The following is a 23337-nucleotide window of genomic DNA, read 5'->3' on the forward strand; positions in this document are numbered from 1 at the left end:
TGAAATAGGCAATTGCAAAAAGTTGCAATAAGGAGAGAATGTATGACCTGCGCCGAAGAGTACACCCCCCCACTCCGCGCCCGCGGCTACCGAATGACGCCTCAGCGGCTGGCGATTTTGCATGTGCTTCATCACGACGGAGGACATCTTTTACCGGCCGAGGTCTATGAACAGGCGCGGCGGCAATTGCCCCGATTGACCGAGCCAACCGTGTACCGCACACTCGAATTCCTTGCGGAGAATGGGTTGGCACGCCCTGGGTTGACAGGCAACGGGCATCTTTCGTATGAGATCGCGCGGCATGAGCATCATCATCTGGTCTGCCGCCGGTGCGGGAGTGAATTGGAGGTCGATCATAATATTTTGAAATCCATGTATGCACGTTTGGAATTGGAAAGCGGCTATCGGCTCACCGACAGCCATCTGACTTTTTTTGGTCTTTGTCCCGATTGTCAAAAAGGAGAGTTATAACATGTTGTATTCACCTGCCCCTCTTCATATCCCGGATGGCTTCCTAAGCCTGATTGTCTCCATCATTTGCTGGGTCATCACCGCCCTCACGCTTGGCGCGGCGATCTCCCGCACGAATAAATCCCTTGGCGAGAGGCAAATCCCGCTCATGGGCGTAATGGCAGCGTTTATCTTCGCAGCGCAGATGATCAACTTCCCTGTGGCGGGCGGCACCTCCGGGCATTTGCTCGGCGGCGCGTTGGCGGCAATCGTTCTCGGTCCCTGGGCGGGGATGTTGGTGATGACCGCGGTCATTGCCGTGCAGGCGCTTCTCTTCCAGGACGGCGGCTTGCTCGTGATGGGCGCGAACATCCTCAACATGGGTCTCGTCACCGCCGCCATCGGTTATGGATTGTATCGCTCGGTGAGCGGCGGTACTAAAACCGCCAGATTAGGTGTGGCTGGTGTCGCCGCCTGGCTTTCAGTGATGGCTGGCGCGCTGCTTACCTCCCTGCAATTATGGTTGAGCGGAACTTCCCAGCTCGGCATTGTCATCCCGGCAATGCTTGGCGTCCATGCTCTTATCGGTGTCGGCGAAGCGCTCATCACAGTATTTGCCCTGGCGTTCATCATGCAGACCCGGCCCGACCTGTTGGGCGAAGGTTCAGAATCCTCCAAAGCCGGGCGCGGATGGATCTACGCCGGGGGCTTGATCTCACTTCTCGTCGTCCTGCTTTCACCATTCGCCTCTGCCGACCCAGACGGGTTGGAGCGCGTTGCAATCAACATGGGCTTCATCGACACCGGTCGGTCCGCGCCATATGAGATCATTCCCGATTACACACTGCCCTTCCTTGGAGAAACGGCGCTTTCAACCGTTCTTGCCGGAGTGGTGGGGATTGTCGTTGTCGGCATACTCATCGTCCTTGTCGGACGCGGAATGAAGGCGAAGTCGTAATATTTCATGCACTTCGACGCTTTTGACCGTTACCACGATCATGATAGTTTCATCCACCGCCTCGACCCGCGCGTGAAGGTCGTGGTGACGGTCGTCTTTATCGTCTCCAATGCGCTGCTCCCCGACGGCGCGTGGTTCGCGTTTGGGTTTGCCTGGTTGTTTCTGCTATTTTGCAATCTGTTCTCGAAATTGGGATATACCTACACACTGAAACGCTCCATCATTGCTTTACCCTTTGCCTTGATCGCCATCACCGTTTTATTCTCGATCCCTGGCAACCCGATTTCCACTATCCGCTTTCTCATGTGGGATTTCACCATCACCGACGCCGGACTGCTTCGTTTTATCAGTATCCTTATCCGCTCGTGGCTTTCGGTGCAGATGGCAATCCTGCTCGTCGCTGTCACCCGCTTCCCGGATCTGGTTCACGCCCTCGAGCACTTGCGCGTGCCCGCGATCCTCACGACCATCATTGCATTTCTCTATCGATATCTTTTCGTGCTGACGGATGAAGTCTTCCGTCTGCTTCGGGCGAGGGAGAGCCGCTCGGCGGCCGCGCCAGGTTCGAGATCCGGGGGAGCCGTGATGTGGCGGGCAAAAATCGCCGGGAATATGGCAGGTCAATTATTCCTGAGAAGTTACGAACGCAGTGACCGCATCTATAATGCCATGCTGGCGCGCGGATATGCCGGTCATCTCTATACGTTGAATCCGCACGAGATGAAATCCGCAGATTATTATGCGACCGCCTTTTCGATTGCGGTCATTTTTCTCATGCAGGTGATTGGAAGGTTTTAATGCCGGTTACACATCTTACGAGTCGTTTTATTGCGCCTGAATGCGACGGTGACATCCTTGCCGTAAACGATCTTTATTTTTCGTACCCCGATGGGCATGCCGCCTTGAACGGGGTTTCATTGAAACTTTGCGAAAGCGATAAGGTCGCGCTGGTGGGGCCAAACGGCGCCGGCAAATCGACATTGATGCTGCATTTGAACGGGATCCTGACAGGGCGCGGCGATGTGGAGATCGTCGGCAAACGCCTCACCCGGGACAATCTGCCGTTGATCCGCTCCATGGTTGGACTCGTTTTTCAAAATCCGGACGACCAGCTTTTCTCACCGACCGTCTTCGAGGATGTGGCGTTTGGTCCGCTGCACATGGGCTTGCCTGAGGTGGAGGTCCGCTCTCGGGTGGATGCGGCGCTCGAAGCTGTGCGAATGAATTCGTACCGGGATCGTTTATCCCATCATTTGAGCGTGGGTGAGAAGAAACGCATTGCGATTGCGACCGTGCTTTCGATGCAGCCGAGATTGCTGGTCTTGGACGAACCTTCGGCGGGCCTCGACCCACGTGCTCGGCGGACTTTGATCAATCTCCTGCGTGAACTGCCGATTACCATGCTCGTCTCAACCCACGATATGAAAATGGTGCAGGAACTCTTTCCTCGCACGGTAGTGATGGATGAGGGGCGGGTGGTCGCGGACGGCGCAACAGCGGATATCTTGGATAACGAAGGATTGCTTACGGCGCACGGGCTGGAGAAGCCGTGAAGTGAATATTATAAATAAAAATGAAACTTAAAACGCAAAAGCGCCCCTGATTTCTCAGAGGCGCTTTTACTTTCCACTTTCTACTCGCTACAAACTACACCCCGGCCGCTTTCTTCAAAGCATCCGCCTTGTCCGTGCGCTCCCAGGGGAATTCAATGTCGTCGCGGCCGAAGTGACCATACGCCGCCGTCTTGCGGTAGATCGGCTTGCGCAACCCCAAGTCGCGGATGATCGCGCCGGGTCGCAGATCGAAGTGCTCGTCGATCAGTTTGGCGATCTTTTCGTCTGCGATTTTGGCTGTGCCGAAGGTCTCCACGTTGACGGAGAGTGGGCGGGCAACGCCGATGGCGTAGGCGACCTGAACTTCCACGCGGTCAGCCAAACCAGCCGCAACGACGTTCTTCGCCACGTAACGAGCCGCATACGCCGCGGAGCGGTCCACTTTCGTGGGGTCTTTGCCTGAAAATGCCCCGCCGCCGTGACGGCCCATGCCGCCGTAAGTGTCGACGATGATCTTGCGCCCGGTCACACCGGCATCGCCCATCGGACCGCCGACCACGAAACGTCCCGTCGGGTTTACGTACACCTTCAGATTCTTGTCTACAAATTCCTTGGGCAGGGTCTTCATGATGAGTTCTTCAGTGATAGATTCGGTGATCTCGTTCTGCGAGACATCCGGCGCGTGCTGGGTGGAGATCAAAACCGTATCCACACGAACGGGTTTGCCCTTGGAGTATTCGATGGTCACCTGGCTCTTGGCATCGGGCCTCAGCCACTTGATCGCGCCGCTTTTGCGAAGTTCGCTCTGCTTGCGGGTAAGTTTGTGAGCCAGATAGATCGGCATCGGCATCAGGGTCGGGGTTTCGTTGCAGGCATAACCGAACATCATGCCCTGGTCGCCCGCGCCGATCGCCTCCACCTCAGCTTCGGTCATTTCGCCGGATTTGGCTTCGAGCGCCTTGTCAACGCCCATGGCGATATCGCCGGACTGTTTTGCGATGGCGACCAACACGCCGCATGACGTGCCGTCGAAACCTTTTTCGCTCGAGTCGTAGCCGATCTCATTGACGGTCTTGCGTACCAATTCATCGTAATTGAACTGGGCGTTGGTGGTGATCTCGCCGAGCAGCATCACGTAACCGGTCTTGACGGCGGTTTCGCAGGCCACGCGCGAACGCGGGTCCTGTTCGAGGCAGGCATCCAGCACGGCATCCGAGACCTGGTCGCAGATCTTGTCGGGATGTCCTTCCGTCACTGATTCCGATGTGAACATCAGCTTGGGGGAGGTCATAAAAGTATTGCTCATTTTGTTTCTCCTTGTAAATGAAAATTGCCCTTTCAGACGAGCAGAAAGGGCAATACAAGCGTTGCTATATTTACCCTCTCATCTCCCAGAACATCCGTCTGTCGGAATTGGCACCTGGTGCGCGGTTTTGAATCGCTCACTGGTTGTCGAGGCATCATCGGGCCGTTCCCTCCGCCTCTCTGGATAAGAGCGTCTTTACGGGACTATATTGTTGCGCGCTGATAATACCATAGCAAAAAATGAGCGTCAATAAATTTTCAGGACGAAAGCCACGGCTCGAACGAAGCCGGAGCCTGTTTCGGGTTTATCAAGCTTTATCTCCCCCTGAGCGTTATCTGTCATCCTCCGCGCAGCGAAACCCGATTCGATTCGAACTCTTGCCGTAATAAGCAATATCGTCCGGAAGCACAGATGGGTCTGGACCCTCGAGAAAACTGCGATTCGCCAGCCTCAGAAAAATGCCGTCCTCCTGAAATGACCCGCCGCGGATCACACGCAGGTCACTGCGCGCCTCCTCCCTTGTGGGTCCCTGCGGGTTGTCGAGCGTGGAAACTGCATAGTAGTTTGGCTTGTAATAGTCCGCCACCCACTCCCAAACGTTCCCCGCCATATCCAATATCCCGTACGGACTCGCTCCCTCGGCATACGAACCGACGCGCATCGTATCGCCCACGATGTTCAACGAGTTGGAGTTGTATTCATTGGGAAGCTCGTCGCCCCAGGGAAAGTTGCGTTTATCGTCTCCGCGCGCAGCCCGTTCCCATTCCGCTTCGGTAGGCAGGCGTCGCCCCGCCCATTGACAGTAGGCATTCGCATCGTACCAGGCGATATTGACCACGGGATAATCGCGGAATTCCGGGTTGCCGAAATAATCCTCGCGGTTATCTGAACGGAATTCCTTTGGGAGGCGGCATACTCCCGCGCGTACGCAGAGTTCGAACATGCCGTTCGTCACTTCCACCTGGTCCATCCAAAACGAATCGATGAAGACTTCGCGCGCGGGTTGCTCGTCGTTTTCGCGGTATACGTCCATGCCGCCCATGAAGAACGTCCCGCTGGGAATTTGAATCTGCGTCATGCCGTCTTTTGGCGAGATGCGAATCGTATCCGGCGTGGGTGTAATGGTGGGTAGAGATGTCCCCGTTGGAGAAGGAATCGCCGTTTCTGTTGGCGGAAGGGGTGTGGAGGAAGGGGGCAGGGTTGCTTCGGGCGTCGGAGTCGATGCGGGCTGGCATGCCGAAATGAAGAGAATGATGAACGGTAGTATTTTCTTTATCATGGATACGAATTTACCAATTTATAAACTTATTGCACCAGTTGCATTGCCTTGTTTGCCTGATCTTCGAAGAAGTTCGGGTTGATCGAATCCGCTTTCTGCCAGGCTTTAAGCGCCCCGTCGTAATCGCCCGCGCGGTATAGACCGAAACCATACCACAACCATGCTTCTTCAGACATTTCCGTCACACCGCGGGCGTAATTCGTAAGCGCGAGCAGGTCGTCGTTACGGCCCGAATGGAAGTAGGCAAGGAATGGACCGAATTGATAACGGAACATCCTTAAGGGCAATCCCAACTCGCGAGCTTTATCGTACGCGCGCCCGGCTTCGTCATAGCGTTCGAAATAGGTAAGGTTGCTCCCATAGTTGAACCAGTCGAAGGCGTCGGCGTTGGGGTCGGAGATCAGGGATTCGGTGTATGAAAGGACTCGTTGCCGATTCAAGTTCGGGTCCCAGTCTGAGCCGAGAAGGGTTTTTACTTCCTCCTCGAATTGTGGGAAATAGATCAAAAGATAGATGTTATTGAACGGTTTCCATTCCTTCTCGAGTTGGGAATAGGTGATCGTGAGATCTGGTCCGTGATAGGAATCCTGCACGGTGAATTCCTGAGCCGAGTCGTCGTATGCGGTGATAAGCAGGTAATGCGCCGCCCAAAGATCGTCGGTTGGACCGAGCGCATCGCCGGGATCGAGCGAGGTGACCGATTCGACAATGACCGGGTAATTCGCCGACAGCAGGCGCTTGAGAATTTCGATGCTTCCGCCCACGCGATATTCAAGGTTGAGCCACCCGGCCTGCGTGCGGACGTAGTAGCGAAGTTCCTCCGGGTTTACGTTGCGGTCGCCACTAATAGGTTTGATGAGATTCGAGATGTCGGTTTGATTCCCCTCCCAGCCATATAATTGCAGCGCCATCGAAAGCGTGGCGGGACCGCAATTATTCGCCGTTTGTTTTTCGTATTCCGGCGATTTGATTGATGCCTGCGTCGGCAGCGGGGGGAAGGTGGAAGTTGGGGTGACCGCTGGCAGGGTTTGCACAGCGACGGTGTTTGTAATTGCGATAGTCGGCGTGACAGGCTGTGGCGTAACGGGCAGGGCCGTTGGCACGGGACCAATGGGATCGATCACGTTCTTTACGTAAACTTGAAGAACGTCCAACCGCCAGTCGAGGCGCGACTTGACGGCGGGGATTTGATAGATCAATACAACCAGCAGGAGCAGGCCTGCGCCCCCGATAACCATGTTTCTGACTTTTTGGGACATGCGCGTGAGTTTACCATGCATGGATGAATGGCAATTAAGATGGGAAATTGGAGATTATCCCCGCTGTTTAACTTGGATGATGACTTTTTTGACTTGACTTCGAATCTCCACGCAATTATCATGAAATCAAATGGAGACTCTTCCGATTATGACTCTCGACCCTGAAGCCCTGCGGTCCGCCATGCGCGCGTGGTCGGCAGGCGTGACCGTGGTCGCCGCCGCATACGAAAACGAAAAGCACGGCATGACCGTAAATTCATTCACATCCATTTCGCTCGACCCTGCGCTGATCACGATTGCGCTGCAACGGAACACACGCACGCATGACCTTGTGATGAAATCCCGCGTTTTCGGGTTGACCATCCTTTCTGCGGAGCAGAAACGGATTTCCGACCTGTTTGCCGGCCGCCTGCCGGAATCGGAAGACCGTTTTTCGCATGTGAAGACGGAGACCCTTGTGACAGGTTCACCCCTGATCGTGGGCGGACTTTCCTGGATGGATTGCCGCATCGTCCACACCCATGATGCGGGGATGAACACCCTTTTTATCGCGGAAGTCCTCGCGGCGCGCGGCACGGGAAGCGGCGAGCCATTGATCTATCACAACCGCGAATATTGGACCCTGGCAAATCTGAAATAGGCTGAACGCTGGCGGCAACCCGTAAAATTTTCCTGCTTGAATTGGAGGGCACCATGTCAACTCCGCTGACGGATGGGGAGAGGCAAACCCTGTTACAAATTGCCCGCGAGGCGATTGAAAATGCGGTCAAAGGGAGGATGCCCGCTCCGCTCGATTTGCGCTCTTTCCCCCAACCCTTGCGGGAAAATGGCGCATCCTTTGTAACACTCACCATCCGCGGCGACCTGCGGGGTTGCATCGGCGCGCTCGAAGCCTATCAGCCGCTGGCGGAGGATGTGCGCGAACATGCCATCTCGGCTGCGATGGATGATCCACGCTTTCCACCGGTAAGCGAATCCGAATTGAGTGGCATTCACATTGAGGTCTCGCGGCTGACCGCGCCGCAGGAATTGGAATACTCCACAGGCGAAGATTTGATGCGCAAATTACGTCCGCATATCGACGGCGTCATCCTCAAGCACGGCTTTCACAAGGCGACCTTTCTTCCGCAGGTTTGGGAAAAGATTCCCGACCCGGCGGAGTTTCTCGATCAACTCTGTTACAAGATGGGCGAGCGCTCGAACCTCTGGCGAAATACAAGATTGCAGGTATATACCTATCAGGTCGAAGAATTCCATGAATTGAATTAGAATGGGCGCATGACCGGCGAACTCAGAGAGCAGAACAACGAAACGATTTTTCAGGATGCAATTGCCGCCCTGCGCCGCGGGGACAAGCCGCGCGCCAAGGAATTGCTGACCCGTCTGCTCAAGACCAACCAAAACAACGCCACCTATTGGATCTGGCTCAGCGCAGCGGTCGAGACTCAAAAAGAGCGGATCTATTGCCTGCAAACCGCGCTCAAACTCGACCCGGAAAATTCCACGGCAAAACGGGGATTGATCCTGCTCGGCGCGCTTGCGCCTGACGAAACCATCACGCCATTCCCAATGAACCATCCGCGCGCGTGGGAGGAGAAATTGCTCCTTGCGCACGAAAGACCGAAGGAACGCGGATTGCGCGTTGTGTTGAGAAATCCGATTCTTCGGCTGGCAAGCCTCGCGGTGATCGGCATTGGTATGTGCATTGGAATTTATTTTGGGGTCCTCCTGCCTCGTTTCGGTCCTGCCGATCGTCCGCCCACGAACACGCCCGGTCCCTCTCCCACGTTTACGGCAACCCCCACATTCTTCGGAGCGACGGCTGAACCCACCAGGGTATTCAGCGGGCCAACGCCCATCGAATACTTTTTAGACGCCACCTACACCCCGACTGCGCTCTACGTTGTGACCAGGCGCTCCTCGGGTACATCGGAACAATACCGAATTGCCTTCGACCATTACAAGAAAGGCGAATGGGATGCCTTCATCGAGAATATGCTTTTGCTTCAGCGCATGGAACCGGACGCGCCGGATATTCCCTATTACATTGGCGAAGCCTATCGCTTCAAACGGGAGACGTCCGTCGCAGCCAGATACTATAACGAAGCCATCGATATGGAAGCGGATTTCGCCCCGGCGTATCTCGGCCTTGCGCGGGTGCGCCTGATGGCGAACCCCGATTTCAACGCGGCGAAATTGTTCGAGCAAGCAATCGATCTCGACCCGAATATGGGCGAGGCTTACCTGGAACGGGCGCGCTGGCTGATCGGGCGCGGCGATATCGAAGACGCATTCGAAGACCTGGAACTCGCTGAAAGAATCCTGCCCGGTTCGCCCGAAGTCTATCTGGCTTATGCGCGCGCCTACGAAGAACAGGGTGACGATGAGAAAGCCCTGGAATATGCCCAGAAAGCATATGCCGCCGATATTCTCAATCTATCCACTTATAAAATGCTTGGCGATCTTTATCTTGCTCGCGAAGATTATGTAAACGCCGCCGATGCCCTGCGCTTCTATACCGCCTATCAGCCGGAAGACGCCACCGGGCACGGCAAACTTGGAATGGCATATTACTTCCTTGGCGAGTATGAGAACGCCGTGCTCGCCGTCAGCAATGGTACACAGGCCAACGAAAGGGGAATGAAACCCTACCTCGTTTATCGCGGATTGTCGCTTGTCGCTCTCGGCCGCGGCGCAGAAGCTGTGGACGACCTTAATGTCGCCGTCGATGAAGAGCCCCGGTCCTTCCCTGCGCGGCTGGGTTACGCCCAGGCTCTTTACGCGGACAATAAATTTGGCAGCGCCTTCCTGCAAATCGAAGCGGCGCGTTCGCTGGTGGAAACAGACGAGGAAAAAGCGCTCGAGTTGTATTGGCGCGCAAAAATTCAGGAACAGCGCAATGACATTCGGGACGCGATCAAATCCTGGAACGACCTGCTCAAATTGGATGAAGATGTGATGTCTGCTGATATGCGCGAGGAAGCCGAAGCGCGGTTGAAGGAACTCGTCCCGCCGTCGGATACTCCCGAGCCGAGCCGGACACCCCGCGGGGGCGCCTCATCGTCCACGCCGACACCTGCCACGGCAACTCAGAAGCCTGGAGCCACGCCGACACCTTCCCGCACACCGACAAGGACGCCATCCCCCAGTGTGACTCCGACGCCATAATAGAAAGTGGAAAGTAAATATGTAAAACAGGTAGCCGTATCATTTGGCTACCTGTTTTTTAAACCAGACAACTGCCGATTTACAATCTACTTCCTGCACTCCGCGCACGGACATAATTTCCGCAAGTAGTGCCAGTTATAGATGCCGTAATCATGCCCGTCCTCCCAGACGATGGTCAACGCGTACGAGCCGACTGCGACCACATTCGATAACCGGGTGGATGCGTTATCCTCCATCACTTTCGTAAACACATCCTCATCCGGATCGGATTTCATGTTCTCGTGTCCGCCGCGGCATGATGCGCATGGACATGCTGCGCGCAACAGCCAAAACGGATAAACACTGACATGTCCGCTGTCCCATGTGATCGTGAATTCCTTCTTGCTTTTATTTGCTGTAACTCCGGTGGGTTTCTCGGTCATTTTGATTCCTGATTGAATCCCCTCTCCCTGAGGGAGAGGGGTGAGGGGTGAGGGACTATTTACGGCGCAGGCACGACCGCCAGAAAATCCGCGGCGGCCCAGCCTGCGCGTTTATCGTCATACGGCGCGACAAGATACCACCATATATATCCGTCTGCATCCTGGGGTCCGTCTTTGACGAGAAATACTTCCGCTTCTTCACCGAGGAAAACGGTTTCAGTATTCAAGCCCGGCGCCGAGCGGATGCGCAGGCCGTCTGTGCCCACTTCGATGATCTGAACATACCCGTCGATGTGGATCGTGGTTGGGTCCACGGTGGGCGAGGCGAGCGGGTCGATGGTGGGAGTCGCAGATGCGGCGGGGGTGTGGGTCGGGGCGGGGATCATGGTCAGGTCGGCCGGGGCAAACCCGACTTCGGGAGAGAAGCGGGGAGTTGTCCAACCGATGAGAATGAGTGTGATCAGGATCATGATCCCGGCGACGATCAATGCGCCAAAGATGACCGGGCGATTCAAATAAGGGCGTAAATCCATTTTATCTTTTCGGGTTTTTCAACAAGTATAAAGCGTTTTCGGGAATCAACACTTTGAGCGCGCGGTGTTTGACTCGAATCTCTGCCTTATGGCCGCCGAGCATCGGGTCGCCATCGACGTGAATGGAAAAGTTCGCATCCGATTCGATGCGCACGTTTTGAAACGGGATGCGGCGCGCTTCGTCGGAGGTGAGATGACGCCCGGCGACAAGATCGAAATAATGACGAAAGGTATCGGCAAGACTGTTGCCGCTTAGAAGCCAGAGATCCATCTCGCCGTCATCGAGCAGTGCGTTCGGCGAAATGACCGCCTGCCCGCCTGCGTAGTGACGGATGTTCGTGGCGACTGCAACCAGATAATGTCCCTCCAAAAGGCTGCCTTCTGCAAAGACTCTTAGATTCAGCCCGTGCCAGAACGTGGCTTCCAATACTGTTGTGACGAAGTAATGCGGGAACGCCATGTGTTTGAAGATGCGCGGGCGCGGCTCGATCTTGCTGATGGCTTGCGCGTCGAGCCCGATGCCCGCCCACAACAAGAACGGCTGGTCGTTGCAATCGCCGACATCCACATATTGCGGCTCGACATCCGCCAGCAGCCTTGCGTTTTCGCGCAGGTTGCCGGGATGCCACCAACTGAACGGTTTTTGTCCCTGTTCGATTGCCCAGACGTTGGTCGTTCCGGCGGGCAGCACGCCCAATGCGGTTTCTGTGTGAGCCAATCCGCTCGCGACCTGTCCCACCGTCCCGTCGCCGCCGATGGCGAAGACTGCGTCGTATTTTTCCCTTGCGGCTTGGTGTGCCGTCTGGACGGCGTGTGTGCCGCTTATCGTCTCGGCGATGTCGATGCTCCAGCCTGCCTCGCTCAGTGGTTTGATGATTCCACGCACAAAACGCCGGACGGGAAATCTCCCAGCGGCTGGGTTGTAAAGCAAAAGTCCCTTGCGCATTCGGGGATTATATCTGATGGAGCGTGGGTGAATTAATTAAATCGGTTGTAATTTTCCCATTTCGTTATACAATGACTTTGTGAGAAATGTAACAATGGAGGCTCCGTATGAAAAGACTGGCGCTTATCCTTTGTCTGGCCCTTGTCGCCTCATTGACTGCTTGCAGTCCCGCTGTAACAGAAATTCCCCAGACTACAGAGGTTGGTTCTCCCGCACCACAAAGTGAGACGATGGAAGCCATCGAACCAACAACGTTTCCACTTGCGGAAACCGGTCCTTTTGATGTAGGACAACAGAAATTCAAATTTAAGGATCCTGCACGCGACGGCTGGAGGGTGCCAATCACTCTTTGGTACCCTGCAAAGCTGCCTTTTGGTTCGGAAAGCGGGAAAGTCATTCGAGACGCCGAACCAAATATGAAAGAGGCGCCTTATCCGCTGATCCTTTCTTCGACGAAGGTGGCGGAAATTTTTGCGCCCTACCTGGTGAGCCATGGGTTTACCTGGGCGAGCGTCGATGGAATCGATTCTTACATGGCTTTCTATAAAGGCGCTCTTGACCAGCCCTTGGATATCCTGTTTGCCCTGAACCAGATGGGAGACAATCCACCCGAAGGCTTGGAAGGGCTGATCGACGCGGATAACGCCGGTGCGATTGGTTACTCCTTTGACGGATTCAACTCACTGGCGATGAGCGGGGCGCGGATTGATCCGGATTATTACCTTGCCCAATGCCCGACCCCGGACGCGATTACCGAATCGGTTTTGGGAGGTCTATCCGCTTTCAGTTGCACACCGGCGGGCAAATGGGACGAATTTGCCGCCCAATTGAGCGAATCCATCACTGCCAGCGATGATGGGCTCTGGCAGCCGTTGACTGATCCGCGCATCCGTGCTGTGATGCCAATGGCGGGCGAAGGCTGGTGGCTGTTCGGCGAAAGGGGATTGGCGGCCGTGAATCGCCCCACTCTAATTATTGTCTCGACCGAAGATGAACTGTATCGGGAAAATATTTTGATCTTCAATCATCTCGGCGTCGCCGATAAGAGTTTGATCTCGTTCATCGGTCAGAACCACATGATGATCTACGATGAAGAGATGGTCGCCCGCATGGCGCATTTTGCGACCGCCTTCTTCGGTTATCACTTGCAGGGACAGGAGGATTTGGCTCAGTACTTTTCGGAGGAGTTCGTATCCCAGTATGACGACCTTGCATGGGGTGAATATACCGGGGAGTGAGGCTCAAAAATTTTCCCGGATGGGGTAAAGAAGCCTATCATCGAAGTTTACATAATTTGTGACCAGGAGCTTTGCCATGGAAATAACTTTGAAAATCGCCATCATTGGAGCCATTGCCGTCATAATCGGCGCTCTCATAAAATTACTTGGCGATCTGGTAAATAAGGGATCGTCGGGCGGTTTGGTTTTCACCATGATAATTTTGATTCTCGCTGTAATAGGTGGTGGCGTATTTGTTTTGAATTTGCCCACGCCAACGCCTGAAAGCATTGAAACTACCCTGCCAGATAATGTCCCTGAAACATCATTTTCAGGAACCTGGCAGGGCAACGACCCTGATGACAACAGTACAATAAGTCTAATCCTGACACAAACAGGAGATCATGTGGAGGGTACATTCAGCGACACTTTCTCGAAACAAGCTGATGGCGCGCTTATTAGACCGGGATACTGGGGGCAGGGTTCCGGCAATGTGATTACTTCCACGGAAGCAAAAATGTCTTTTGATCTCACCCGTTCCGATGGAGCAAGCATCCATCTCGATATTCGTTTGATATTGTCCCTCGAAAACACCACCCTGACGCTGGAAGTGCCGCAATCTTCTTCGATTGTATTGCGCCGTCAGCAATAGTGTGGTTTGCTATTAAGAGAGGCTGGTTTAAAGAGTAGCCTACAAGATTTGTATCTGAGACGGGGCTGCGTTAAGGCGTACGGATATCTCGAATGGTTATAATGTTTAACGAGATACTTCGACTCAGCTTTTATTAATTGAACGGCTTCGAGATTTACCTTCCATCTCACGGTATAATCTCCCTCACAATGACCGAAGGCGCATTACTCAACGACCGATACCAACTCCAGGAGACGCTCGGCTCGGGCGGCATGGCAAACGTGTATCTTGGCCGCGATGTCGTGCTGGACCGTCCCGTCGCCATCAAAGTCCTGCGCAAGGAATACTCGGGTAACGAGAACTTCCAGAAACAGTTCCTGCTCGAGGCGCGGTCCGCGGCGAACCTTTCGCATCCCAATATCGTCACCGTGCATGATTTCGGCATCGCGGACAACCTGATCTACATCGTCATGGAACACGTCCCCGGCAAGGACCTCAAGGCGCTTGTCCGCGAGCGCGGACGGTATCCGTTCGAACAGGGCATTCCGCTCATCATTCAAGCCTGCGCGGGCGTGGGGTATGCTCATCGCGCCGGGCTGGTGCATTGCGACATCAAACCGCACAACATGATCGTCACGAAGGATAACCGGCTCAAGGTCACCGACTTCGGCATCGCGCGCGCCCTTGCCACCATCAAACCGGGCGAACGCAACGATGTCGTGTGGGGCTCTCCGCTTTATTTCGCGCCTGAACAGGCGGCGGGCGAAACACCCACTCCCGCTTCTGATGTGTATTCACTTGGCGTCGTGCTTTACGAAATACTCACCGGCACGCCGCCTTTCACTGCCCATTCCGCCGATGAACTTGCGCGCCTGCATATCTCTGCCCGGCCGCTTCCCGTAAGCGAATATGTCCCTGATATTCCGCCCGCGCTCGAAGAGATCGTGATGAAGATTCTCTCCAAAGAGCCTTCCGCCCGTTATCGCACCGCCGATCAACTTGGCCGCGTCCTGCAAAAATTCGGCACGGCTCCTGCGCCGCTCAAAGCCGCAAAAGAACCGATTTCTGCTCCGCCGGTCATCACCATCAAGCAGGATATTGCGGATCGACTCTCCCCTCCGAGTCAACCGCGTCTGCAGCCGGAACCTGAACCGGAATATTATCAACCCCCATACCCGCCTCAGACGATTCAGCCGGAACCTGTTCCCGCCTATCGAGCCGAATCTTCCGCTGAACCCATCGACTGGGTGGCAGTCGGCCTTGGCTTGCTCGCTGTCCTGGCTTGGGGCGGATTGATCCCATTCGGGTTGATTATCTATTTCAGTTATTTTCCGCCGAGTTAATCTTAGCTATCGACGCCGTCCCCGGCGTCGAAGTTTAATATGCAAAAGAATATTCTCGCCCCCTCCATCATCGCCGCAAACCTCGCACATATCGCCGACGAAGTCGCTGCCATCGAATCTGCTGGAGCCGATTGGATTCACGTGGATGTGATGGACGGCCATTTCGTGCCTGCAATTACACTTGGTCCTTTATTTGTCGAATCTCTTAAAGGGACGAGCAAGCTCCCTCTCGATGTGCATATGATGATTCTCGAACCGGAGAAGCATATCGAAGCGTTTGCGAAAGCCGGTGCGAGCAACCTCACTGTCCATGTCGAGACCTGCCCCGATCTGCCGTATGTAATAAAAAAAATTAAGTCTTTGGGCTGTACCGCCGGAGTGGCATTGAATCCCGCAACGCCAGCCTCTTCCATCGACTCCGCCCTGCCATTGGTAGACCTGGTTCTCGTCATGAGCGTCGTCCCCGGTTTTTCCGGTCAAAAATTCATGCCAGAGACGATCTCCAAGGTCGAGGAGATTCGCGCGAAATTGAACGCACTCCGTTCCAACGCCCATCTCGAAGTGGACGGCGGCATCAATGCCGATACCCTTCCCTTGATGAAGAAAGCTGGCGCAAATGTCTTCGTGGCGGGGAACGCAGTTTTCAAACATCCGAAGGGGAGCGGGGCGGGGGCAGAGGCGTTGAAAGAAATATTAATGGTGTGGTAGGGAAGGGGTAACCCCGCCCCTACAATTTCGATTAAACAAAAAATCGCGGCGTTGTTCGCCGCGATCCCTTCGCAAAGAATCCGTCCTTACGCCGCTACTTTACCGAGCGTCTTGATGCACTTGGCGCACAGGGTCTTCTTCACGAGGCGGCCTTTTTCCATCACCGAAACCTTTTGGAGATTGGGTTTGAAGGTGCGGTTGGTGGCGCGTTGTGAGAAGGAGCGGTTGTGTCCGAAGGTGGTCGTTTTGCCGCAGTGGTTGCACTTTGCCATGTCTGAGAATCCTTTCTTCGTCTTTCCTTGCAATAATTCCATTTGCCCTTTTCGAAGGCACGGCATTTTACCATAGAACGTAACCAACTTCAAGAAGAGATGTTAAAATAGGGACATACTATAATTTTGTCTCTTGCGCCGTGACAGCGCAAGATCGAATCGTTCACGCCGCCGGGGACGGCGGTTTGAGTTGAAAACGACTGAGGAACCTATGGGCGAAGAAACGACTTCACTGGGCGGGATTCACGTCTCGCCGAATGCGGTGGCGACGATCGCATATCATGCCACGCTTCAATCTTACGGGGTGGTGGGGCTGGCTCCCAAGAACCTGGCAGACGGCATCGTCTCCAGCATCACCCGCGAACCTTCACGGGGAATCTCCGTCCGATACCTGGAGGATGAGATCCATATCGACGTGCATGTCATTGTCGAATTCGGGACGCGCATCAACGCCGTGGCAGAGAGTGTGGCGAATACGGTCCGCTTCCATGTGGAAAAAGCTTTGGGATTGAAAGTCAGCACGGTCAATGTGCATGTGGCGGGATTGCGAATCAGCAATACGGATTAGGAGAAGCGATTCATGGCGATCGATACCGCGCGAGTGGAGAAATTGCGTAAGCGTACCGTTGACGGGCAGGCATTCAAACGCCTTGTCGAAGCCGGGTTGACCTGGCTCCGGACAAACCAGCAGGTGGTCAATGCGTTGAACGTGTTTCCGGTCCCGGATGGGGATACCGGCACGAATATGAGTTTGACCCTGCAGGCGGCATGGAACGAGATCAAAGATAAAGGTACGCGTCATCTTGGCGAGATGGCGGGGGCTTTTTCCAAGGGTGCGTTGATGGGCGCGCGCGGCAATTCGGGGGTGATCACCAGCCAGATCCTACGCGGTTTTTCACGCGCCGTGCATGAAAGCGAATCATTGGATATCCAAACATTCGTCAAAGCGCTGGGCGAAGCGCGCGATACGGCGTATAAAGGCGTCGTCAAACCTGTCGAGGGGACGATCCTAACCGTCATTAAAGAAACTGCCAATGCGGCCGAATCAGCTTCCGGGTCCGTGAAGGATGCGTTGGAATTGCTCGAGGCGGCGGTCCGCGCGGCGGATGAAGCGGTCAGGAAAACTCCCGAACAACTTCCGATCCTGAAACAGGCAGGCGTGGTGGATTCGGGCGGAAAAGGCTTGTTCTTTTTCATGGAGGGAATGCTGCGGCATGTTTACGGCGAGTCGCTTGAAACGCCGACGATGCAGGTCCAATCGCTCTCGGCGATGAGTTTGGAAGGCGCGATGGAGGAAGTGGAGGAGGGACAGGATTATGAAGTGGTCGTTGATTTTGTCCCGACCGGCGAGCTAGACCTGCATGGATTTTATGGAAAACTTGAAGAGATGGGCACGTCGATCCAGGTGGGCGAAGGGGATGGGATGTATCGCATGCATATCCACGTCCCGACCGAGAACCGTTATACGCCCATCGATTACATCATGGGAATCGGCACCGTGACGAAGGTCGCCATCGAAAATTTGATGGCGCAGATGGATGATATTCAGAAAGGCAAGTCTTCGCAGATTCAGTTCAGCACGGTGGAACCTGGAAATATTGCCGTGGTGGTCGTCTCGCCGGGAACGGGAATCAGCCGCATCTTTGCCAGCCTCGGGGTTGCCGCCGTTGTGGAGGGCGGACAGACGATGAATCCCTCCACGCAGGATATTTTGGGTTCGTTCGAGAATATGCCGACGGATAAAGTGATCATTCTGCCGAATAATAAAAATATCATCATGGCGGCGAACCAGGCGAAGGAAGTCACTGTGAAGAACGTGCAGGTGGTTCCAACCCGCACCGTTCCGCAGGGACTTGCCGCCATGCTTTCGTTCGACCCGGCTGGCGATGTGGAAGCGGTCGCCGCTAAGATGAACCGCGCGATGAACAATGCGAAGACTGGCGAGATCACCGTCGCCACACGTTCGGTGGAGATCGACGGGGTAACGGTGAAAGAGGGACAGGTGATCTCTCTTCTGGATGGCAAACTCGTCGCTTCCGCCGATTCCATCGAAAAAGGGGTGTTCGAACTGCTCGAAAAAGCGGAAGCGGGTCAATGCGAGATCGTCACCCTTTTTTTTGGAGCGGATCTATCTCATGCCGACGCCAACCGGGTCGCGGATCACGTCCATGAAAAATACTCCAATCTCGAGGTCGAGGTCCAGGAGGGGGGGCAGCCGCATTATCAATTTATACTTTCGATTGAATGATTTTTGGAATGAAAAGTGACTGTCACCTTCAAGGTGACAGTCACTTTTTTTTCCGTGGCGGCTCTCATTATTTTTGTGTCACCATCTTGTACACGGACTTGATGGCCTCCACCAACGTTCCTAAAACGGCAAATCCGAGCGCGAACTTGATTGCGGTGTGAGCCAATTGGTTAATCTTCCCGGCGGCGTCGGGGTCGGTGATGCCGCCTGACGCCATAGATTCGGGCGTCAGAGCCAGGATGGACGGTCCCATCAACAGCATGACGATGATGAAGATCTGAACCAGCTTGATGCCGATGGAAAAGAGTCTGGCACCGTTCGTCCACTTGCCTGAGCGTAACAACATGCCGTTCAGAACGATTTCGGCAACCCATACGACATTCAGCAGAGGCAGCCAGCGGAAGAAGGCTTCGGAGAGCAGCGGCATGACCTGCCAGCCATCGCCGTTCAAGTAGTAGATGCCGATCAACTGAGGGTTAAAGTTGAAGATGCTCAGCGCGATGAAGGTGAAGACAATCGCGAGGATCGGCTCCCAAATCTTGACCTCGTCCGGTTCCGGCTCCCTCTTGAGCGCGGCAGGATCCCATTCCTTGTCTTCGTCCATTTTGAAATCGGCGGCGGGCGCGAAGCGTTCGATCAATGCGAAGACCAGCGCCATATTCCCGAATACGGCGATTCCCACCGAGATGATGTTCAGGATGCCTTTGCCGACCGTCGATAAAAACTCCGCGGCAGACATGGGCGACTGTGAAATGATCTGCATCACCAGGGCGATACTTAATCCAAATGCCACTGCCGCAAGCACGATCTTCAAAATGAAGGTGAAGAAGGGATAGATGCGCGGACCGATCAGATACGGATGCGGATTGTAAGTCTGAGCAACCTGGTGCGGCGAGCCGTATTCCTTCAGCAATTCCATCTGCATGGCTTCATCGGCGGGTTTGCCCGCTTTCTGCGCGCGTTCCTCCAGCATATCCTCGAGCGTGGAGCGTAATTCATTTTCGATATCCTTCCGCCCCTTGACGAGCAAAAGGCGCCTGCCGACTTCGGCGACATAACGATCTATGAGGTTCATGGTTATTCCTTTCCTTTCATTACGAGAGCATCCTATCCATCACGGACACGATGCCCGTCCATTCCTTTTTCAGTTTCGGCAGGAGTTTTTTTCCTTCCGTGCTGATGACATAATACCGACGCGGGCGCGACTCTTCGATCTTCCAATCTGATTCGAGCAGCCCTTGCGCCTCCAACCGGCGGAGGAGGGGATACAACGTGCCCTGATCCACCTCCAAGCCGAGGTCGGCGAGTTTCTTCAGCAGGGAGTAACCGTATTCCGCCGCGCCCAGTTGGCTGAGTGCCGCGAGCACGATCACCCCGCGCCGCAACTCCAATACGACATTTTCGAGCGATTCTGTGTTTGCCATATTTCAACCTTTGCCGCATTATACTGTGTGATATACGATATGTCAAGGGTAAAATATAAGGTTAGGAATGTCATTGCTACGGCGCACAGCGCCCGGAGCAATCTCCAAAATGATGGGGAGATTGCTTCGTCGTCGTTTCGCTCCTTCTCGCAATGACATCGTTCTTTTATGCTACACTTCCTTCATGAAACTGGGAATTGTCACCGACTCGACCTCCGACCTGCCAGGCTACCTGATCGAACAACACGAGATCCAGGTTGTTCCCACTGTGCTTGTTTTGGAAGGAAGGGAATACAAGGACGGGATCGGAATCTCACGCGAGGAGTTCTACGCGCGCCTTCCCTCGCTTCAAACTCATCCGACGACTGCCGCGCCGTCGATTGGAGATTTTCTTTCGCCGTATCGGACCCTGCTCGATTCAGGCTGTGACCATATCCTCTCCATCCATGCCGCTTCGCAATTGACGGCCATCGTCAACATCGCAAAACAGGCGGCGGGAAATTTCCCCGGCAAAGTCACTGTAGTGGATAGCGGCTCGCTTTCGATGGGGCTGGGCTTTCAAGTCCTTGCCGCCGCCGAAACGGGCGACCTGGGTTTGAAGGCCGCTCTCGAAGCCGCAGAATCCGCGCGGAAACGATTACAAGTCAAAGCCGCGCTCGACACGCTGGAATACCTCAAACGAAGCGGACGCGTACCGGGTGTGGTCGCCAATTTGGGCGGATTGCTTTCCATCAAGCCGATGATCGAATTGCGCGATGGTGAGGTTAAAGCCATCGGCGCGGTCCGCACGACAGCGCTGGTGGACGAGAAGATTTTGAACTTTGCCCTTGAAGTCGGCGAGATGGAACGTCTCGCCATTTTGCACACCAATGCCGAAGCCCGCGCCCGGAAATTATTGGATGAGTTGATGGAGCGGGCGAGAAAGTCAGTACCGAGGGAAATTTTGCTCGTCAATATCACCGCCGTGATCGGCACACATCTTGGACCGAACGGTCTGGGTTTTGCGGCGATAAAGAAGTAAACAATCGCCCATGATAAAATTGTCCATATGCAACCTTCACTGGAAAAACTGAGAAAATTCTTCCGGCTCGAACACGAAAACAAATACGAAAACACCGCCATCATCGGCGGACTTGCCAAAATGCTCGATTACTGGGAAGGGGAGGCGCGCGCCGACGGCATCACCGAAGAGGTGATCCAAGCGGTTGTTTCGCGGCTTCGGGGATATGAAAAGTTACCTCCCGCCGGGCGGGCGGATTCTTTGAAGGGGCTTTGGAAGCGGATCGGTGAGACCTACCCCGAGGCGGGACAAAAACCAAAGACGCAGAACCAGCCTCCCCGTCCGCCGCGAAGCGATGCCGAAGGGACGGCAAATGCTCCAGAAGCCGCACCCGCCCCGTCGAGGAATCAAAACCAGCAGCGTCAGCATCCTCAAAAACAAAAACATGCGCCGGGGCAGAGATTCGATTCTGCAACGAGCGCAAGGCACAGTCAGACTCCCGCCGCGTTGAACGCGCAGTTGACGGTTTTGCAGGGAGTGGGACCGCGCAACGCCGAGTCTTTGGAAAAACTTGGGATGAAGACCTTGGGGGATATGCTGTATTACTTCCCGCGCCGCTACGAAGATTACACATTGCTCAAGCCGATTCAATCGTTGATGTACGGCGATGTGGTGACCGTGCTGGGTACGATCCAAAGCGTTCACAACCGGCCGGTGCGCGGCGGCAAGATGAATATCATCGAGGTCATTATCAGCGACGGCACGGGATCGATGCGAATCACTTTCTTCAACCAGCCGTGGTTGATGAACCGGCTCAAACAGGGCGACGCCATCTCCGTTTCCGGAAAGATCGATCAATATCTTGGGCGCATAGTGATGAACAGCCCCGATTGGGAAAGCGTGGAGATGGAAAATCTGCACACCAATCGCATTGTGCCGATCTATTCGTTGACGGAACGCATCACACAAAAATGGCTTCGCAACCAGATGAAGCAGGTCGTTTCATATTGGGCGCCCGCCGTGGTGGATGCCCTGCCCGATACGATAAAACGCGAGGCGCAATTGGTTTCGCTAGGCGAAGCGTTGACGCAGGCGCATTTTCCCGATTCGCAGGCGCGGCTCAAACTGGCGCGCGAACGACTCGCCTTCGATGAGATCTTTTATTTGCAAATGGGCGTATTGCGACAAAAACGCGATTGGCAGGCTGTGGAAGGCAAACGCTTCGCCGTCCCGGACGAGTGGCTGGGTGCGCGTTTGGCGGCTTTGCCCTTCACCCTGACCTCTGCCCAGCAAAAGTCGTTGAGCGATATCCGGCGCGATCTGGATTCGGGCAAACCGATGAATCGGCTCATCCAAGGCGATGTGGGTTCCGGCAAGACGGTCATTGCTGCGCTCGGCGCGAGCATGGTCATTACAAATGGAGCGCAAGCCGCGGTCATGGCGCCGACCTCCATTTTGGTGGAGCAACATTTCCGCACGATCAGCAGTTTGCTCGCTGGAGAAAATGGATTTTTACGGCAGGATGAGATCCGCCTGCTGGTGGGGAGCACGACCGGGTCCGAGAAGGAGGCGATCCGCGCGGGTCTTGCGGACGGCTCGATCAAGATCGTCATCGGCACCCATGCGGTCATCGAACCGGATGTTCAGTTCAAGGAATTGCAATTTGTTGTCATCGACGAGCAGCATCGCTTTGGCGTGGAACAGCGCGCCGAGTTGAGGAGCAAAGGCACGAACCCGCATCTTCTGGTCATGACCGCCACTCCCATTCCGCGTTCGCTGGCGCTGACGATGTTCGGTGACCTCGATATTTCCGTCATGGATGAAATGCCCGTCGGGAGACAACCCATCGCGACGCATGTCCTTCGTCCGCAGGAACGCGAACGCGCCTATACGATGATCCGCGCGCAGGTGAAGAACGGCAACCAGGCATTCATCGTCTATCCTTTGATCGACGAGAGCGAAAAGATCAACGTCCGCGCGGCCGTCGACGATTTTGAGACCCTATCCAACCAGGTTTTCCCCGACCTGAAACTTGCCCTGCTCCACGGACGAATGAAACCGGGCGAAAAAGACGATGTAATGCTGAAATTCCGCGATAAGGAATTCGACATCCTTGTCTCGACGACGGTCATCGAAGTGGGTGTGGACGTACCCAATTCAACACTGATGCTCATCGAAGGTGCGGACCGATTCGGCCTGGCGCAACTGCATCAACTTCGCGGACGTGTCGGGCGCGGCTCGGTGGCGTCCACCTGTCTGTTGATTCCCACACACGAAGACGAGGCGGAGAATGAACGTCTACAGGCAATGGCGACCACCAATAACGGCTTCGAACTCGCCGACCTCGATCTGAAACTGCGCGGACCGGGCGAATTCCTCGGCACCCGCCAGGCAGGCTTTGCCTCGTCGTTGAAGATGGCAAGCATCACTGACGTGGCATTGATCGAAAAAGCACGCGAGCACGCAAAAGCGTTGTTCGAGCGCGACCCATACCTTTCCCAGCCGGAACACGCACTCCTCGCCGAATCCTTCGAAAGATTCTGGAAAGGTACGACAAGCGACTTGTCATAAATAATTCTTGGGGACGCGATTTATCGCGTCCCCAAGAATAAAGGAATTT

General features: G+C 54.9%; 24 protein-coding genes and 1 riboswitch. Of the genes, 15 read left to right on the top strand and 9 right to left on the bottom strand.

Translation table 11 applies throughout. The annotated features are described in order from the left end of the window. The first annotated feature begins 42 nt into the window (after window positions 1–42). Genes HS100_11055 through HS100_11070 form a run of 4 tightly spaced genes read left to right on the top strand, consistent with a single transcriptional unit; the run spans window position 43 to window position 2961 of the window. Window positions 43–471, top strand: coding sequence for a transcriptional repressor (locus tag HS100_11055; GenBank protein ID MBE7434447.1), 429 nt, complete (start codon window positions 43–45; stop codon window positions 469–471). A gap of 1 nt (window position 472) precedes the next feature. After that, window positions 473–1408 (top strand): energy-coupling factor ABC transporter permease, encoded by a 936-nt coding sequence (locus HS100_11060; GenBank protein MBE7434448.1) that lies wholly within the window; start codon window positions 473–475, stop codon window positions 1406–1408. Between the two features lie 6 nt (window positions 1409–1414). Beyond that, window positions 1415–2206 (top strand): cobalt ECF transporter T component CbiQ, encoded by a 792-nt coding sequence (gene cbiQ / locus HS100_11065; GenBank protein ID MBE7434449.1) that lies wholly within the window; start codon window positions 1415–1417, stop codon window positions 2204–2206. Next, entirely contained in the window at window positions 2206–2961 is a 756-nt protein-coding gene (locus HS100_11070; GenBank protein MBE7434450.1) for an ABC transporter ATP-binding protein, read from the top strand. Before cbiQ ends, HS100_11070 begins: the two co-directional genes overlap by 1 nt. Window positions 2962–3055: 94 nt before the next feature. On the opposite strand, the gene HS100_11075 is transcribed toward HS100_11070, so the two are convergent. The 3 genes from HS100_11075 to HS100_11085 form a co-directional block, all read right to left on the bottom strand. Next, window positions 3056–4267: a methionine adenosyltransferase gene (locus HS100_11075; protein MBE7434451.1), complete on the bottom strand. Its 1212-nt coding sequence runs from the start codon at window positions 4265–4267 to the stop codon at window positions 3056–3058. Between the two features lie 75 nt (window positions 4268–4342). After that, a riboswitch (SAM riboswitch) is annotated at window positions 4343–4457 on the bottom strand. Window positions 4458–4598: 141 nt separating this feature from the next. Next, window positions 4599–5546 carry an SUMF1/EgtB/PvdO family nonheme iron enzyme gene (locus tag HS100_11080; GenBank protein MBE7434452.1) on the bottom strand — a complete coding sequence of 316 codons (948 nt, stop codon included), beginning with the start codon at window positions 5544–5546 and terminating at the stop codon, window positions 4599–4601. Between the two features lie 26 nt (window positions 5547–5572). Then, a complete protein-coding gene (locus tag HS100_11085; GenBank protein ID MBE7434453.1) occupies window positions 5573–6805 on the bottom strand; it encodes a C39 family peptidase in 1233 nt (410 codons plus the stop codon). Between the two features lie 148 nt (window positions 6806–6953). Here HS100_11085 and HS100_11090 point away from each other — a divergent pair, with 148 nt between their 5' ends. From HS100_11090 to HS100_11100, 3 genes are read left to right on the top strand one after another with little or no spacing between them, the layout of a single operon-like run. After that, on the top strand, window positions 6954–7445 hold the full coding sequence (locus HS100_11090) for a flavin reductase (GenBank protein ID MBE7434454.1): 492 nt from the start codon (window positions 6954–6956) through the stop codon (window positions 7443–7445). 53 nt (window positions 7446–7498) lie between these two features. Continuing rightward, on the top strand, window positions 7499–8074 hold the full coding sequence (gene amrA, locus HS100_11095) for an AmmeMemoRadiSam system protein A (GenBank protein MBE7434455.1): 576 nt from the start codon (window positions 7499–7501) through the stop codon (window positions 8072–8074). A 9-nt stretch (window positions 8075–8083) separates the two neighbouring features. Beyond that, window positions 8084–9973: a tetratricopeptide repeat protein gene (locus tag HS100_11100; GenBank protein ID MBE7434456.1), complete on the top strand. Its 1890-nt coding sequence runs from the start codon at window positions 8084–8086 to the stop codon at window positions 9971–9973. An 86-nt stretch (window positions 9974–10059) separates the two neighbouring features. Here HS100_11100 and HS100_11105 read toward each other — a convergent pair whose 3' ends face one another. Genes HS100_11105 through HS100_11115 form a run of 3 tightly spaced genes read right to left on the bottom strand, consistent with a single transcriptional unit; the run spans window position 10060 to window position 11874 of the window. Next, the gene (locus tag HS100_11105; protein ID MBE7434457.1) at window positions 10060–10395 is read right to left on the bottom strand and encodes a DUF971 domain-containing protein; all 336 of its coding nucleotides are present in this window, start codon (window positions 10393–10395) and stop codon (window positions 10060–10062) included. 59 nt (window positions 10396–10454) lie between these two features. Next, complete coding sequence (locus HS100_11110) at window positions 10455–10928, bottom strand: SH3 domain-containing protein (GenBank protein ID MBE7434458.1); 474 nt, start codon at window positions 10926–10928, stop codon at window positions 10455–10457. Window position 10929: 1 nt separating this feature from the next. After that, window positions 10930–11874 carry a diacylglycerol kinase family lipid kinase gene (locus HS100_11115; GenBank protein ID MBE7434459.1) on the bottom strand — a complete coding sequence of 315 codons (945 nt, stop codon included), beginning with the start codon at window positions 11872–11874 and terminating at the stop codon, window positions 10930–10932. Window positions 11875–11981: 107 nt separating this feature from the next. Here HS100_11115 and HS100_11120 point away from each other — a divergent pair, with 107 nt between their 5' ends. The 4 genes from HS100_11120 (at window position 11982) to rpe (ending at window position 15773) form a co-directional block, all read left to right on the top strand. Further along, window positions 11982–13112 carry a hypothetical protein gene (locus tag HS100_11120; GenBank protein ID MBE7434460.1) on the top strand — a complete coding sequence of 377 codons (1131 nt, stop codon included), beginning with the start codon at window positions 11982–11984 and terminating at the stop codon, window positions 13110–13112. Between the two features lie 76 nt (window positions 13113–13188). Continuing rightward, the gene (locus tag HS100_11125) at window positions 13189–13743 is read left to right on the top strand and encodes a hypothetical protein (GenBank protein MBE7434461.1); all 555 of its coding nucleotides are present in this window, start codon (window positions 13189–13191) and stop codon (window positions 13741–13743) included. A 188-nt stretch (window positions 13744–13931) separates the two neighbouring features. After that, window positions 13932–15065, top strand: a complete 1134-nt coding sequence (locus HS100_11130) for a serine/threonine protein kinase (GenBank protein ID MBE7434462.1) — start codon at window positions 13932–13934, stop codon at window positions 15063–15065. 39 nt (window positions 15066–15104) lie between these two features. Continuing rightward, entirely contained in the window at window positions 15105–15773 is a 669-nt protein-coding gene (gene rpe, locus HS100_11135; protein ID MBE7434463.1) for a ribulose-phosphate 3-epimerase, read from the top strand. An 86-nt stretch (window positions 15774–15859) separates the two neighbouring features. Here rpe and HS100_11140 read toward each other — a convergent pair whose 3' ends face one another. Further along, on the bottom strand, window positions 15860–16045 hold the full coding sequence (locus HS100_11140) for a 50S ribosomal protein L28 (GenBank protein MBE7434464.1): 186 nt from the start codon (window positions 16043–16045) through the stop codon (window positions 15860–15862). 211 nt (window positions 16046–16256) lie between these two features. Between HS100_11140 and HS100_11145 the strand changes: the two genes are divergently transcribed. Together HS100_11145 and HS100_11150 are read left to right on the top strand one after the other, a co-directional pair. Then, window positions 16257–16613, top strand: coding sequence for an Asp23/Gls24 family envelope stress response protein (locus HS100_11145; protein MBE7434465.1), 357 nt, complete (start codon window positions 16257–16259; stop codon window positions 16611–16613). A 12-nt stretch (window positions 16614–16625) separates the two neighbouring features. After that, a complete protein-coding gene (locus tag HS100_11150) occupies window positions 16626–18293 on the top strand; it encodes a DAK2 domain-containing protein (GenBank protein MBE7434466.1) in 1668 nt (555 codons plus the stop codon). A 67-nt stretch (window positions 18294–18360) separates the two neighbouring features. On the opposite strand, the gene HS100_11155 is transcribed toward HS100_11150, so the two are convergent. Beyond that, on the bottom strand, window positions 18361–19368 hold the full coding sequence (locus HS100_11155; protein ID MBE7434467.1) for a hypothetical protein: 1008 nt from the start codon (window positions 19366–19368) through the stop codon (window positions 18361–18363). 19 nt (window positions 19369–19387) lie between these two features. Next, the gene (locus HS100_11160) at window positions 19388–19717 is read right to left on the bottom strand and encodes a PadR family transcriptional regulator (protein ID MBE7434468.1); all 330 of its coding nucleotides are present in this window, start codon (window positions 19715–19717) and stop codon (window positions 19388–19390) included. Window positions 19718–19901: 184 nt separating this feature from the next. Here HS100_11160 and HS100_11165 point away from each other — a divergent pair, with 184 nt between their 5' ends. Both HS100_11165 and recG read left to right on the top strand, forming a co-directional pair. Further along, window positions 19902–20738 carry a DegV family protein gene (locus HS100_11165; protein MBE7434469.1) on the top strand — a complete coding sequence of 279 codons (837 nt, stop codon included), beginning with the start codon at window positions 19902–19904 and terminating at the stop codon, window positions 20736–20738. Between the two features lie 27 nt (window positions 20739–20765). After that, window positions 20766–23288, top strand: coding sequence for an ATP-dependent DNA helicase RecG (gene recG, locus HS100_11170; protein ID MBE7434470.1), 2523 nt, complete (start codon window positions 20766–20768; stop codon window positions 23286–23288). Window positions 23289–23337: the final 49 nt, after the last annotated feature.

The organism is Anaerolineales bacterium, assembly GCA_015075725.1.
Taxonomy (GTDB): domain Bacteria; phylum Chloroflexota; class Anaerolineae; order Anaerolineales; family Villigracilaceae; genus Villigracilis.

What these genes read in the sequence shown, in the direction of transcription:
- HS100_11080 (MBE7434452.1), bottom strand. Translation starts at nt 5,546, where the DNA reads ATGATAAAGAAAATACTACCGTTCATCATTCTCTTCATTTCGGCATGC.
- HS100_11120 (MBE7434460.1), top strand. Translation starts at nt 11,982, where the DNA reads ATGAAAAGACTGGCGCTTATCCTTTGTCTGGCCCTTGTCGCCTCATTG.
- rpe (MBE7434463.1), top strand. Translation starts at nt 15,105, where the DNA reads ATGCAAAAGAATATTCTCGCCCCCTCCATCATCGCCGCAAACCTCGCA.
- HS100_11060 (MBE7434448.1), top strand. Translation starts at nt 473, where the DNA reads ATGTTGTATTCACCTGCCCCTCTTCATATCCCGGATGGCTTCCTAAGC.
- HS100_11070 (MBE7434450.1), top strand. Translation starts at nt 2,206, where the DNA reads ATGCCGGTTACACATCTTACGAGTCGTTTTATTGCGCCTGAATGCGAC.
- HS100_11090 (MBE7434454.1), top strand. Translation starts at nt 6,954, where the DNA reads ATGACTCTCGACCCTGAAGCCCTGCGGTCCGCCATGCGCGCGTGGTCG.
- HS100_11140 (MBE7434464.1), bottom strand. Translation starts at nt 16,045, where the DNA reads ATGGCAAAGTGCAACCACTGCGGCAAAACGACCACCTTCGGACACAAC.
- HS100_11105 (MBE7434457.1), bottom strand. Translation starts at nt 10,395, where the DNA reads ATGACCGAGAAACCCACCGGAGTTACAGCAAATAAAAGCAAGAAGGAA.
- HS100_11115 (MBE7434459.1), bottom strand. Translation starts at nt 11,874, where the DNA reads ATGCGCAAGGGACTTTTGCTTTACAACCCAGCCGCTGGGAGATTTCCC.
- amrA (MBE7434455.1), top strand. Translation starts at nt 7,499, where the DNA reads ATGTCAACTCCGCTGACGGATGGGGAGAGGCAAACCCTGTTACAAATT.
- HS100_11130 (MBE7434462.1), top strand. Translation starts at nt 13,932, where the DNA reads ATGACCGAAGGCGCATTACTCAACGACCGATACCAACTCCAGGAGACG.
- HS100_11160 (MBE7434468.1), bottom strand. Translation starts at nt 19,717, where the DNA reads ATGGCAAACACAGAATCGCTCGAAAATGTCGTATTGGAGTTGCGGCGC.
- HS100_11165 (MBE7434469.1), top strand. Translation starts at nt 19,902, where the DNA reads ATGAAACTGGGAATTGTCACCGACTCGACCTCCGACCTGCCAGGCTAC.
- HS100_11085 (MBE7434453.1), bottom strand. Translation starts at nt 6,805, where the DNA reads ATGTCCCAAAAAGTCAGAAACATGGTTATCGGGGGCGCAGGCCTGCTC.
- HS100_11075 (MBE7434451.1), bottom strand. Translation starts at nt 4,267, where the DNA reads ATGAGCAATACTTTTATGACCTCCCCCAAGCTGATGTTCACATCGGAA.
- HS100_11055 (MBE7434447.1), top strand. Translation starts at nt 43, where the DNA reads ATGACCTGCGCCGAAGAGTACACCCCCCCACTCCGCGCCCGCGGCTAC.
- HS100_11125 (MBE7434461.1), top strand. Translation starts at nt 13,189, where the DNA reads ATGGAAATAACTTTGAAAATCGCCATCATTGGAGCCATTGCCGTCATA.
- HS100_11155 (MBE7434467.1), bottom strand. Translation starts at nt 19,368, where the DNA reads ATGAACCTCATAGATCGTTATGTCGCCGAAGTCGGCAGGCGCCTTTTG.
- cbiQ (MBE7434449.1), top strand. Translation starts at nt 1,415, where the DNA reads ATGCACTTCGACGCTTTTGACCGTTACCACGATCATGATAGTTTCATC.
- HS100_11100 (MBE7434456.1), top strand. Translation starts at nt 8,084, where the DNA reads ATGACCGGCGAACTCAGAGAGCAGAACAACGAAACGATTTTTCAGGAT.
- HS100_11150 (MBE7434466.1), top strand. Translation starts at nt 16,626, where the DNA reads ATGGCGATCGATACCGCGCGAGTGGAGAAATTGCGTAAGCGTACCGTT.
- recG (MBE7434470.1), top strand. Translation starts at nt 20,766, where the DNA reads ATGCAACCTTCACTGGAAAAACTGAGAAAATTCTTCCGGCTCGAACAC.
- HS100_11145 (MBE7434465.1), top strand. Translation starts at nt 16,257, where the DNA reads ATGGGCGAAGAAACGACTTCACTGGGCGGGATTCACGTCTCGCCGAAT.
- HS100_11110 (MBE7434458.1), bottom strand. Translation starts at nt 10,928, where the DNA reads ATGGATTTACGCCCTTATTTGAATCGCCCGGTCATCTTTGGCGCATTG.